The following is an 11,756-nucleotide window of genomic DNA, read 5'->3' as shown; positions in this document are numbered from 1 at the left end:
TCGGGCATCAGGGTAAGATGGATAAGGACAAGGAACTGGCCATAGCCCGAAAGGGTCGACATATCGGCATCGTCATCGCCGTGACGATGGTGATTTGGCTTGCCATGAACCTGTTCATCGGTCCCGCGCTGGGTTTGACCGCTCGGTATGCGCTGCTGTTTGATTTCGCCGCACTGGCGGGTTTCATCTATGCGGGCGTCAACATATTTCAACTCTGGCGTATGCGTCAGGACAGCTGAAGGTAACACGCGATGCTGAAGGATCAGGACCGGATCTTTACCAACATCTACGGGATGCATGAGCGCACATTGCGGGGCGCACAGGCGCGCGGGCATTGGGACGGCACGGCTGGCCTGATCGAAAAGGGCCGCGACTGGATCATCCAGACGATGAAGGACTCGGGCCTGCGAGGTCGCGGCGGGGCGGGCTTTCCGACCGGTTTGAAATGGTCGTTCATGCCCAAGGAAAGCGACGGTCGCCCGGCTTATCTGGTCGTGAACGCCGACGAATCCGAACCCGGTACCTGCAAAGACCGAGAGATCATGCGCCATGATCCGCACACGCTGATCGAGGGTTGCCTGATCGCGTCTTTCGCAATGAATGCGCATACTTGCTACATCTACCTGCGCGGCGAATACATTCGCGAGCGTGAGGCCCTGCAGGCCGCGATTGACGAAGCATATGATGCGGGCCTGTTGGGCAAGAACGCCGCAGGCTCGGGCTGGGATTTCGACCTGTTCCTGCATCACGGTGCCGGGGCTTATATCTGCGGCGAGGAAACCGCCCTGATCGAGAGCCTTGAGGGCAAGAAGGGCATGCCCCGGATGAAGCCTCCGTTCCCGGCGGGCGCTGGCTTATATGGTTGCCCGACCACGGTGAACAACGTGGAATCGATTGCCGTTGTGCCGACGATCCTGCGCCGGGGCGCAGATTGGTTTGCGGGCTTTGGTCGCCAGAACAATGCAGGCACCAAGCTGTTTGCGATCTCGGGCCATGTGAACAACCCCTGCGTCGTCGAAGAGGCGATGTCGATCTCGTTCGAAGAGCTGATCGAGACCCATTGCGGCGGTATTCGCGGCGGCTGGGACAATTTGCTGGCGGTGATTCCGGGCGGCTCGTCAGTTCCGTGTGTGCGCGGCGAGAATATGCGCGACGCAATCATGGATTTTGATTACCTGCGCAACGATCTGGGCTCGGGGCTTGGGACGGCTGCGGTGATCGTGATGGACAAGTCCACTGATATCATCAAGGCGATTTGGCGGCTGTCGAAGTTCTACAAGCACGAAAGCTGTGGCCAGTGTACGCCTTGCCGCGAAGGCACCGGCTGGATGATGCGCGTCATGGACCGCCTAGTGCGCGGCGAGGCCGAGCTGGAAGAGATCGACATGCTGTTCGATGTGACCAAACAGGTCGAAGGTCACACAATCTGCGCCTTGGGCGACGCGGCCGCTTGGCCTATCCAGGGCCTTATCCGCAACTTCCGCGAAGAGATTGAGGACCGTATCAAGGCGCAGAAATCCGGTCGCACCGGCGCGATGGCGGCGGAGTAACTTTTTATGGAGACCTTTGCAGAATACGGTCATGCTGTTGCATCGGTGGTGATTTTCACCCTGGTCGTGCTGTTTATGGCTCCGTTCACAGCCCTGGCAAAGCAGGGTAAAGGACTTGCGCCCGGTGCAACGCCTGAACAGGACTACTCGGATAAGGCGTATCGTCTGAACCGTGCCTATCTGAATGGGACCGAAACACTGCCAGCCTATGTGGCCGTAACGTTTGCCGCTATTCTGATGGGTGCCAATCCATTCTGGGTAAACCTCCTGGCTTCGCTTGCCCTGGTTGCACGGCTGGTAATGCTGTTTGTCCATATTCGTGGATTTGGTCGCCCAAACAGTGGCTTACGATCTGTTCTCTACGTGATTGGCTGGGCTTGCATGGTCGTAATGGGCATCATTGCACTGGTGGCGGCTTTCTGATGGCGGCAAGTCGGATGCATCGGAACAAGACCCTTGGGGCAGGCTTAGTACGGTCGGTCGCCGTTGGGGCGTTATTAGCGGTCTCGGCCTGTGGACTGATAACCCCATCTTCTGACCAGGTTAGGTTTGATGGCCAGTATTTCCGCACCAAGGTGAAGCCGGTCGACAAGAAAAGGTCACCTACAGAATTCACAGTGGTGGTCAACGGCGTCTCTGCTTCCTTGGACGGGGCCCGTGAGGCAGGACGTTTTGAAGGAACAAAGTTCTGTATCACCAGTTTTGGGTCATCTCGCATCGACTGGGCTGTTGGTCCGGACACCGAGCCTGAAAAGTTGCGCGTGGTAGACGATAAATTGACCTTTGCAGGGCGGTGTCGCCGTCCATGATGCAGATGCAGACATATCATGCTGGGTTGCGGCAGGCGTTATTGCATAACGTCCAGCCCGCAGGTCGTCTTGGTGGAACCAAGACGAAAGGATATGTCATGCAAGTACTAAAAGCTCTGACGGTTCTCGCAGTATTGGGCATGCCTGCCCTGGCTGAGGCGAAACCGCCTTTGCGCGAAGTCAAAGAGATTGACGACGAACTCTATTACATCGCGATCGCAAACGAGATTTCGGAACTCTGCCCGTCGATCAGCGGGCGCCGTCTGAAGGCGATTGGTGTGATGTGGGACCTTAGGTCCAAAGCGAACAAACTGGGGTATTCGGACACGGAAATCCGGGCCTATGTGGACTCGGACGCCGAAAAGGACCGTATGCGCGCCAAAGGCGAAGCGTATCTGGCCGCCAATGGCGTATCTTACGACAACCCCACTTCCTTTTGCTCGTTGGGCAAAAAGGAAATCGATGGAAACAGCGCCATTGGCGTGTATTTGAGGGCGAACTGAAAGCCATGTCTGACCTCCGCAAAGTGAATATCGACGGGCAGGAAATCGAAGTTGATGGCTCGATGACCCTGATCCAAGCTTGTGAAGAGGCCGGGGTCGAGGTCCCGCGTTTCTGCTACCACGAGCGTCTTTCTATTGCCGGAAACTGCCGGATGTGTCTGGTCGAAGTCGTCGGTGGACCGCCGAAACCGGCGGCGTCCTGCGCGATGCAGGTGCGCGACCTGCGTCCGGGGCCGGAAGGTCAGGCACCGGTGGTCAAGACGAACTCGCCCATGGTTAAGAAGGCCCGCGAAGGGGTGATGGAGTTCCTGCTGATCAATCACCCGCTGGATTGCCCCATCTGCGATCAGGGCGGTGAATGTGATCTGCAGGATCAGGCGATGGCCTACGGTGTTTCGGGCTCGCGCTTCAAGGAAGCCAAACGCGCGGTTGATGATCTGGATTTGGGGCCATTGGTCGGCACCGCGATGACGCGCTGCATCAGCTGCACGCGCTGTGTGCGCTTCACTACCGAAGTCGCCGGGATCACCCAGATGGGCCAGACCGGGCGCGGTGAAGATGCCGAGATCACCTCTTATCTGAACGAGACTCTGCAATCGAATCTGCAGGGGAACATCATCGATTTGTGCCCGGTTGGGGCGCTGACCTCGAAGCCTTACGCCTTTACCGCCCGTCCGTGGGAATTGACCAAGACCGAAAGCGTCGATGTCATGGATGCTCTGGGCTCGAACATTCGCGTAGACACCAAGGGACGCGAAGTGATGCGGTTCCTTCCGCGCAACCATGATGGCGTGAATGAGGAATGGATCAGCGACAAGACGCGGTTTGTCTGGGATGGGCTGCGTCGCCAGCGTCTTGACAAGCCTTACGTGCGCGAGAATGGCAAATTGCGCCCGGCGACCTGGCCCGAGGCTTTGACCAAAGCCGCCGAAGCGCTGAAAGGAGCCGAGAAACCCGCCGGTATCGTGGGAGATCTGGCCCCGGTTGAGGCTGCGTTTGCCCTGAAACAGATGATCGAAGGGCAGGGCGGTGTTGTCGAATGCCGTACCGACGGTGCCAAGTTGCCTGCGGGCAATCGCGGGGCTTATGCTGGCACCGCCGCGATCGAAGATATCGACTCGGCGGAACGCATTTTGCTAATCGGCACCAACCCGCGCGACGAAGCGCCGGTTCTGAACGCGCGTATTCGCAAAGCGTGGGCGCATGGGGCCGAAGTGGCCCTGGTCGGGCCCGCCGCCGAACTGACGTATCCCTACCATCATATGGGTGACGACCGCGCCGCCCTGCAGGCTGCCGTGGATATGGGCGGTGATGATGAGATCAAGGGCAAGCCGTCACTGGTGATCGTTGGTCAGGGTGCGCTGCAAGAGGCTGACGGGGCCGCCGTTCTGGCCGCAGCGCAAGCCATTGCCGCCAACACCGAAAGCGGCCTGATCGTTCTGCACACCGCAGCATCGCGTGTCGGCGCAATGGACGTGGACGCGACGAACGACAGCGGCATGGACGCAGTCAGCGCTGCAGACGTGATCTACAATCTGGGCGCGGATGAGGTCGAGATTGGTGAGGGTGCCTTTGTCATCTATCAGGGCAGCCACGGAGATCGGGGTGCACACCGTGCCGACGTGATCCTGCCTGGTGCGGCCTACACCGAGGAAAACGGCCTGTTCGTCAACACCGAAGGTCGCCCGCAACTGGCAATGCGTGCTGGCTTTGCGCCCGGTGAGGCCAAGGAAAACTGGGCGATCCTGCGTGCGCTCTCGGCCGAGCTGGGTGCCACATTACCTTTCGACTCGCTGGCGCAATTGCGCACCACTCTGATCGAGGCGGTTCCACATCTGGCTCGCGTTGATGAGGTGATCGAGAACGAAGCTCAGGTGTTGGATGCAGGTCCACTAGGCAAGGCAACCTTCCGCTATGCCGTCAAGGATTTCTATCTGACCAACCCGATTGCCCGGGCGTCGCAGTTAATGGCCGAGCTCTCGGCGCAGGCGCTGGCTCTTAAATCCGAGAAGATTGCAGCGGAATGAACCAGAACTGTTTCATATCGCAAGGTAAGGCGACTGCCGGGTGGCAGTACGCCGCGCCTGATTTGTGTGTGAAACTTAAGATTAAGGGTGGCGCAATGGCGACAGATGCTGTTTACACCAACGCGCCGACCCAGCCGCTAAATGCGCAGGCATCTGGCCTTCGTATCGCGCGCGTAAAACGGAATACCCACGGTGTGAGGACCAATGGCTGAATTCTTTAACACCCCAGGCGGAATAGCCATCATCATTCTGGCGCAAGTGCTTGCAGTCGTTGCCTTTGTGATGATCTCTCTGTTGTTCCTCGTCTATGGCGACCGCAAGATCTGGGCAGCGGTCCAGATGCGCCGGGGCCCCAACGTGGTGGGTGTCTATGGCTTGCTGCAATCGGTGGCGGATGCGCTGAAATACGTGGTGAAAGAGGTTGTCATTCCGGCAGGTGCCGACCGCACAGTCTTTATGCTGGCGCCGCTGACATCCTTCGTGCTTGCGATGATCGCCTGGGCGGTGATCCCGTTCAACGATGGCTGGGTTCTGTCCGACCTGAACGTGGCGATCCTTTATGTCTTTGCTGTATCGTCGTTGGAAGTTTATGGCGTGATTATGGGCGGTTGGGCGTCGAACTCAAAGTACCCATTCCTTGGGTCACTGCGGTCTGCGGCGCAGATGATCTCGTACGAGGTCTCGTTGGGCCTGATCATCATCGGCGTGATCATCTCGACCGGGTCGATGAATTTTGGAAACATTGTCGAGGCACAGGACGGTCGGTTTGGCTTCTTTAGCTGGTACTGGCTGCCGCATTTCCCGATGGTGTTCCTGTTCTTCATCTCGGCGCTGGCCGAAACCAACCGACCACCCTTTGATCTGCCCGAGGCGGAATCGGAACTGGTCGCGGGCTATCAGGTCGAGTACTCGGCCACGCCCTTCCTGCTGTTTATGGCAGGGGAATACATCGCCATCTTCCTGATGTGCGCGTTGATCTCTCTGCTGTTCTTTGGTGGCTGGCTGTCGCCAATCCCCGGCCTGCCGGATGGCGTTTTGTGGATGGTCGCCAAGATGGCGTTCTTCTTCTTCCTCTTCGCGATGGTCAAGGCGATCACGCCCCGCTACCGCTATGACCAGCTGATGCGTCTGGGGTGGAAAGTGTTCCTGCCATTCTCGCTGGTATGGGTGGTTTTCGTGGCCTTCGCGGCGAAATTCGACTGGTTCTGGGGCGCGTTCGCCCGTTGGAGCGTAGGAGGCTGATATGACCCAAATCGACTATACCCGCGCCGCTAAGTACTTTCTGCTGCAGGACTTCTGGGTCGGGATGAAACTGGGTCTGAAGTACTTCTTTGCCCCCAAGGCCACCGTGAATTACCCGCATGAGAAGGGACCGCTGTCCCCTCGTTTTCGTGGCGAACACGCTCTGCGCCGTTATCCCAATGGTGAAGAACGCTGCATCGCCTGTAAACTGTGCGAGGCGATCTGCCCGGCCCAGGCCATCACCATCGACGCCGAACCGCGCGAAGACGGCAGCCGCCGCACCACGCGGTATGATATCGACATGACCAAGTGTATCTATTGCGGCTTCTGTCAGGAGGCCTGCCCGGTCGATGCCATCGTCGAAGGTCCGAATTTCGAATTCGCCACGGAAACCCGCGAAGAGCTGTTCTACGACAAGGAAAAACTGCTCGACAACGGCGAACGCTGGGAAGCCGAGATCGCCCGCAATCTGGAAATGGATGCGCCGTACCGATGAATGACACGCCGACAAATCCGTTCGAGCTGATGATGCGTCAGGCTCAGGACATGGCCAAGGCGATGAACCCGGCGATGGAGAACTTCTCGCCCAAAGGGTTCGAGGCGCTTTGGCCGACCATGCCCAAAGAGATCATGGAGATGATGTTCGGCAACACCGTCAACAAGGACGGGCTGGACGCCAAAACCCGCCTGTTGCTGACGCTGGCCGGGCTGACCTGTCAGGGCGCGCAGGCCGATACCGCGGTGCGTCAAACCGTGCGTCACGCTCTGGAAGCCGGGGCCAGAAAACAAGAGATCGTGGAAACGATCGGTCAGATGTCGGTGTTTGCTGGCATCCCGGCCATGACCCGTGCGCTGGATCTGGCGCAAGAGGTCATGGGCGACAACAAGGATGAGGATCAATGACCGTCTTTGCCTTTTATCTGTTTGCCATCAGCGCCATCACCGGCGGCCTGTTCACGGTGATCAGCCGCCAGCCGGTGCACTCAGTGCTTTGGCTGATACTGTCCTTCCTGTCCTCGGCGGGGCTGTTCGTGCTGCTGGGGGCCGAGTTCGTGGCGATGCTGCTGATCATCGTCTATGTGGGCGCGGTCGCGGTGTTGTTCCTGTTCGTGGTGATGATGCTGGACGTCGACTTTGCCGAGCTAAAGGCCGAGATGGCGCGTTATATGCCGCTGGCATTGCTGATCGGTCTGGTCATCCTGATGCAGTTCGTCATGGCGTTCGGTGCATGGGACAGCGCGCAAGGCGTTGAGGCCAATCTGGCCCAACCGGTTCCGACCGACCGTCACAACACCGAGGCGCTGGGTGTCATCCTTTACGACCAATACTTCCTTCTGTTCCAACTGGCGGGTCTGATCCTGCTGGTGGCTATGATTGGAGCCATCGTGCTGACCCTGCGCCACCGTCAAGACATCAAACGTCAGGACATCATCGGCCAAATGATGCGCGACCCGGCCAAGGCGATGGAGCTGAAGGACGTGAAACCGGGGCAGGGGTTGTGACATTGCCGCTGGTACTTCCAATGGAGTACCGGCTGCTAAAAATACTAATTGCGGTGCCTGTTGTACTTGGATGGATCGGGTATAGGGCCGCGAAAAACAGGAAACGAATGGGACCGAAAGAAAATGATCGGACTTGAACATTACCTGACTGTGGCGGCGACGCTGTTCGTCATCGGCATCTTCGGTCTCTTCCTGAACCGCAAGAACGTCATCATCCTGCTGATGAGCATCGAACTGATGCTGCTGGCGGTGAATATCAACCTCGTGGCGTTTTCCAGTTTCCTCGGCGATCTGGTGGGACAGGTGTTTACGCTGTTTGTGCTGACCGTGGCGGCGGCCGAGGCGGCGATTGGTCTGGCCATTCTGGTCTGCTTCTTCCGCAACCGTGGCACCATCGCGGTTGAAGACGTCAATATGATGAAGGGCTAAGAGAACTATGGAAACCACCATCCTCTTTGCCCCGCTGGTGGGCGCATTGATCTGCGGCTTTGGCTGGCGGTTCATTGGTGAGAAAGCTGCCATGTGGACGGCCACGGGCCTGCTGTTTCTGGCCTGTCTTCTATCGTGGATCGTGTTCTTTGCCTTCGACGGGGTGACGCAGCAGATCGAGATCATGCGCTGGATCGAGAGCGGATCGTTGTCGACAAGCTGGGCTATCCGTCTGGACCGTCTGACCGCGATCATGCTGATCGTGGTGACGACCGTCTCAGCGCTCGTGCACCTCTATTCCTTTGGCTACATGGATCACGACCCGCAATGGCGCGAGGGCGAAAGCTATAAGCCGCGATTCTTCGCCTATCTGTCCTTCTTCACCTTCGCGATGCTGATGCTGGTGACCGCGGACAATCTGGTGCAGATGTTCTTTGGCTGGGAGGGCGTGGGCGTCGCCTCGTACCTGCTGATCGGGTTCTATTACCGTAAGCCCTCGGCCAATGCCGCGGCGATGAAAGCGTTTATCGTGAACCGCGTCGGCGACTTTGGCTTTGCGCTGGGGATTTTCGCGCTGTTCTTGCTGACCGACAGCATCAACTTCTCGGACATTTTCGCCTCGGCGCCCGCATTGGCCGAAGAGAAACTGCACTTCCTGTGGGGCGAATGGACCGCTGTTGAGGTCATCTGCGTTCTGCTGTTTATCGGTGCGATGGGGAAATCGGCGCAGCTGATCCTGCACACATGGTTGCCCGACGCGATGGAAGGCCCGACGCCTGTGTCGGCCCTGATCCACGCCGCGACCATGGTTACGGCCGGTGTGTTCCTGGTCTGCCGCATGTCGCCGCTGATGGAGTTCGCGCCGGGTGCGACCGGTTTCATCACCGTGCTGGGAGCTTCGACCGCGTTCTTTGCCGCGACCGTGGGTTTGGTTCAGACCGACATCAAGCGCGTCATCGCCTATTCGACCTGTTCGCAGCTGGGTTACATGTTCGTGGCGGCGGGTGTTGGGATGTATTCGGCGGCGATGTTCCACCTGTTCACACACGCCTTCTTCAAAGCGCTGCTGTTCCTTGGTGCAGGCTCGGTGATCCACGCCATGCATCACGAACAAGAGATGACCGAATACGGTGGATTGCGTAAAAAGATCCCCTATACGTTCTGGGCGATGATGATCGGCACGCTGGCCATCACCGGTGTGGGCATTCCGCTGACGACCTTCGGTTTCGCTGGCTTCCTGTCGAAAGATGCGATCATCGAGAGCGCCTATGCCGGTGGGTCTTCCTATGGCTTCTGGCTGCTGGTCGTAGCGGCGGCGTTTACGTCCTTCTACAGCTGGCGTCTGATCTTCCTGACCTTCTACGGCACGCCGCGCGGCGACAAGCATACGCACGACCATGCGCATGAAAGCCCGATGGTCATGCTGGTACCGCTAGGCGTTCTCTCGCTGGGCGCGGTCTTTGCGGGCATGATTTGGTACGGCAATTTCTTCGGCCACGCGGACAAGGTCGGCAAGTTCTATGGCATCCCGGTGGCTGAGGCGTCGGAACATGCCGAGGCCGGTGATCACGGCAAAGCCGACGCGCATAGCGATGATAGCCACGCAGATGAAAGCCACGGCGATGACCACGCGGATGACGGTCATGGTGAAAAAGATGCTCATGGCGATCATCACTATGTTTTCGCAGGTGAGCCGGGCGAGGGCGCGCTATACATGGCGCCGGACAACCATGTGCTGGACGATGCGCATGCGGCGCCTAAGTGGGTCAAGTTTTCACCCTTTGTTGCAATGCTGCTAGGCTTTGCGATGGCCTATTGGTTCTACATCGTGAACCCGTCGCTTCCGGGGCGTCTGGCCGCAAACCAACGGCCACTGTACCTGTTCCTGCTGAACAAGTGGTACTTTGACGAAATCTACAATGTGATCTTCGTCAAACCCACCGTGGCGCTTGGACGGTTCCTGTGGAAACGCGGTGATGGCAACACCATTGACGGCTTCCTGAACGGGATCGCCATGGGCGTTGTTCCCTTCTTCACCCGCCTCGCAGGCAAGGCGCAGACGGGCTACATCTTTACTTATGCCTTCTGGATGGTTTTGGGGATTGCAGCCCTTGTCACCTGGATGTCGATCGGCGGAGGCGCACAATAATGGATAATATCCTCTCGATCGTTACTTTCATCCCCGCTGTGGCAGCGGCCATTCTGGCCCTGTTCCTGCACGGGGATGATGACGCCGCGCAGCGCAACGCGAAATGGGTCGCGCTGGTGGCGACCACGGTGACGTTCCTTGTCTCGATTGGCATCTATACGGGCTTTGACCCCTCGAACACCGGCTTTCAGATGGTGGAAGAGGGTGAGTGGCTGCTGGGCCTGAAATACAAGATGGGCGTGGACGGCATCAGCGTGTTGTTCGTGCTGCTGACCACCTTCATCATGCCGCTGACCATTCTGGCCAGCTGGAACGTGACCGACCGGGTCAAGGAATACATGATCGCCTTCCTGCTGCTGGAAACGCTCATGCTGGGCGTGTTCATGGCACTGGATCTGGTGCTTTTCTACCTGTTCTTCGAGGCTGGTCTGATCCCGATGTTCCTAATCATCGGTATCTGGGGCGGGGCGAACCGCATCTATGCCAGCTTCAAGTTCTTCCTCTACACCTTCCTTGGCTCGGTGCTGATGTTGGTGGCGATGGTCGCGATGTATGCGGATGCAGGCACCACGGATATCGAAGCACTGATGAGCCATCAGTTCTCGTCTGAAAGCTTCAGCGTGTTGGGTGTCTACATTGTCGGCGGAATGCAGACGCTGATGTTCCTGGCGTTCTTTGCATCTTTCGCGGTGAAAATGCCAATGTGGCCGGTGCATACCTGGTTGCCAGACGCGCACGTGCAGGCCCCGACGGCCGGCTCGGTCGTTCTGGCGGCGATCCTGCTGAAGATGGGCGGCTATGGCTTCTTGCGGTTCAGCTTGCCGATGTTCCCAGTGGGGTCCGCAGTGATGACCGATCTGGTGCTGTGGATGTCGGCGATTGCGGTTGTCTACACCTCGCTGGTGGCGCTGGTGCAGGAGGATATGAAAAAGCTGATCGCCTATTCCTCGGTCGCGCATATGGGTTTTGTGACCATGGGGATTTTTGCGGCGAACCAGCAGGGGATTGATGGCGCGATCTTCCAGATGATCAGCCACGGGTTCATCTCGGCGGCGTTGTTCCTGTGTGTCGGCGTGATCTATGACCGGATGCACACCCGCGACATTGACGCATATGGCGGCTTGGTGATCCGGATGCCCGCTTATGCGCTGGTCTTCATGCTGTTCACCATGGCGAATGTCGGTCTGCCTGGCACCTCGGGCTTTATCGGCGAATTCCTGACCTTGATGGGAGCCTTCCAGGTCAACACTTGGGTAACGGCAGTGGCTGCGACCGGGGTGATCTTCTCGGCCGGGTATGCGCTGTGGCTATACCGTCGAGTGGTCTTTGGCGATCTGATCAAGGAAAGCCTCAAGGCGATGACGGACATGAGCTCGCGCGAGCGGCTGATCTTTGCACCGCTGATCGTGATGACCATCCTGCTGGGTGTCTATCCGTCGCTGGTAACCGATGTGATCGGCGACTCGACCGCCGCACTGATTTCGAACTATGACACGGCTCTGGCCGCGGCTGAGGCCGTGATCCAGACAGCCGCTTCGCATTAAG

The 11,756-nt window shown here is 58.3% G+C and carries 12 protein-coding genes; all 12 read left to right on the top strand.

Annotated features, from left to right (window positions below):
* The first annotated feature begins 17 nt into the window (after positions 1-17).
* The 12 genes from ABWV79_RS16995 to ABWV79_RS16940 all read left to right on the top strand — a co-directional run bounded on the left by ABWV79_RS16995 (position 18) and on the right by ABWV79_RS16940 (position 11,755).
* On the top strand, positions 18-239 hold the full coding sequence (locus tag ABWV79_RS16995) for a DUF5337 domain-containing protein (protein WP_170752163.1): 222 nt from the start codon (positions 18-20) through the stop codon (positions 237-239).
* Positions 240-251: 12 nt separating this feature from the next.
* Positions 252-1,550, top strand: a complete 1,299-nt coding sequence (gene nuoF / locus ABWV79_RS16990) for an NADH-quinone oxidoreductase subunit NuoF (RefSeq protein WP_170352617.1) — start codon at positions 252-254, stop codon at positions 1,548-1,550.
* A gap of 6 nt (positions 1,551-1,556) precedes the next feature.
* The gene (locus ABWV79_RS16985) at positions 1,557-1,973 is read left to right on the top strand and encodes an MAPEG family protein (protein WP_209198548.1); all 417 of its coding nucleotides are present in this window, start codon (positions 1,557-1,559) and stop codon (positions 1,971-1,973) included.
* Positions 1,974-2,457: 484 nt separating this feature from the next.
* Entirely contained in the window at positions 2,458-2,862 is a 405-nt protein-coding gene (locus ABWV79_RS16980) for a DUF5333 domain-containing protein (protein ID WP_353393400.1), read from the top strand.
* A gap of 5 nt (positions 2,863-2,867) precedes the next feature.
* Positions 2,868-4,889 (top strand): NADH-quinone oxidoreductase subunit NuoG, encoded by a 2,022-nt coding sequence (gene nuoG, locus ABWV79_RS16975; RefSeq protein WP_170352619.1) that lies wholly within the window; start codon positions 2,868-2,870, stop codon positions 4,887-4,889.
* A 204-nt stretch (positions 4,890-5,093) separates the two neighbouring features.
* Positions 5,094-6,131, top strand: a complete 1,038-nt coding sequence (nuoH, locus tag ABWV79_RS16970) for an NADH-quinone oxidoreductase subunit NuoH (protein ID WP_170352620.1) — start codon at positions 5,094-5,096, stop codon at positions 6,129-6,131.
* 1 nt (position 6,132) lies between these two features.
* Positions 6,133-6,627, top strand: a complete 495-nt coding sequence (gene nuoI / locus ABWV79_RS16965; protein ID WP_039524264.1) for an NADH-quinone oxidoreductase subunit NuoI — start codon at positions 6,133-6,135, stop codon at positions 6,625-6,627.
* Positions 6,624-7,034 carry a carboxymuconolactone decarboxylase family protein gene (locus ABWV79_RS16960; RefSeq protein WP_170352621.1) on the top strand — a complete coding sequence of 137 codons (411 nt, stop codon included), beginning with the start codon at positions 6,624-6,626 and terminating at the stop codon, positions 7,032-7,034. The genes nuoI and ABWV79_RS16960 overlap by 4 nt, the downstream gene beginning before the upstream one ends.
* Positions 7,031-7,633: an NADH-quinone oxidoreductase subunit J gene (locus tag ABWV79_RS16955; RefSeq protein WP_170752153.1), complete on the top strand. Its 603-nt coding sequence runs from the start codon at positions 7,031-7,033 to the stop codon at positions 7,631-7,633. The genes ABWV79_RS16960 and ABWV79_RS16955 overlap by 4 nt, the downstream gene beginning before the upstream one ends.
* A gap of 123 nt (positions 7,634-7,756) precedes the next feature.
* On the top strand, positions 7,757-8,062 hold the full coding sequence (gene nuoK, locus ABWV79_RS16950) for an NADH-quinone oxidoreductase subunit NuoK (RefSeq protein WP_005984024.1): 306 nt from the start codon (positions 7,757-7,759) through the stop codon (positions 8,060-8,062).
* Between the two features lie 7 nt (positions 8,063-8,069).
* Positions 8,070-10,211, top strand: a complete 2,142-nt coding sequence (gene nuoL, locus ABWV79_RS16945) for an NADH-quinone oxidoreductase subunit L (protein ID WP_353393396.1) — start codon at positions 8,070-8,072, stop codon at positions 10,209-10,211.
* A complete protein-coding gene (locus tag ABWV79_RS16940) occupies positions 10,211-11,755 on the top strand; it encodes an NADH-quinone oxidoreductase subunit M (protein ID WP_170752149.1) in 1,545 nt (514 codons plus the stop codon). The genes nuoL and ABWV79_RS16940 overlap by 1 nt, the downstream gene beginning before the upstream one ends.
* The last annotated feature ends 1 nt before the right edge of the window (position 11,756 follow it).

Source organism: Ruegeria sp. HU-ET01832, from assembly GCF_040371315.1.
Classification (GTDB): domain Bacteria; phylum Pseudomonadota; class Alphaproteobacteria; order Rhodobacterales; family Rhodobacteraceae; genus Ruegeria; species Ruegeria lacuscaerulensis_A.
This window is presented reverse-complemented; position numbering and strand designations above follow the sequence as displayed.

Excerpts from the sequence above, each read along its gene's own strand:
- ABWV79_RS16995 (WP_170752163.1), top strand. The coding sequence starts at position 18 with ATGGATAAGGACAAGGAACTGGCCATAGCCCGAAAGGGTCGACATATC.
- nuoF (WP_170352617.1), top strand. The coding sequence starts at position 252 with ATGCTGAAGGATCAGGACCGGATCTTTACCAACATCTACGGGATGCAT.
- ABWV79_RS16985 (WP_209198548.1), top strand. The coding sequence starts at position 1,557 with ATGGAGACCTTTGCAGAATACGGTCATGCTGTTGCATCGGTGGTGATT.
- ABWV79_RS16980 (WP_353393400.1), top strand. The coding sequence starts at position 2,458 with ATGCAAGTACTAAAAGCTCTGACGGTTCTCGCAGTATTGGGCATGCCT.
- nuoG (WP_170352619.1), top strand. The coding sequence starts at position 2,868 with ATGTCTGACCTCCGCAAAGTGAATATCGACGGGCAGGAAATCGAAGTT.
- nuoH (WP_170352620.1), top strand. The coding sequence starts at position 5,094 with ATGGCTGAATTCTTTAACACCCCAGGCGGAATAGCCATCATCATTCTG.
- nuoI (WP_039524264.1), top strand. The coding sequence starts at position 6,133 with ATGACCCAAATCGACTATACCCGCGCCGCTAAGTACTTTCTGCTGCAG.
- ABWV79_RS16960 (WP_170352621.1), top strand. The coding sequence starts at position 6,624 with ATGAATGACACGCCGACAAATCCGTTCGAGCTGATGATGCGTCAGGCT.
- ABWV79_RS16955 (WP_170752153.1), top strand. The coding sequence starts at position 7,031 with ATGACCGTCTTTGCCTTTTATCTGTTTGCCATCAGCGCCATCACCGGC.
- nuoK (WP_005984024.1), top strand. The coding sequence starts at position 7,757 with ATGATCGGACTTGAACATTACCTGACTGTGGCGGCGACGCTGTTCGTC.
- nuoL (WP_353393396.1), top strand. The coding sequence starts at position 8,070 with ATGGAAACCACCATCCTCTTTGCCCCGCTGGTGGGCGCATTGATCTGC.
- ABWV79_RS16940 (WP_170752149.1), top strand. The coding sequence starts at position 10,211 with ATGGATAATATCCTCTCGATCGTTACTTTCATCCCCGCTGTGGCAGCG.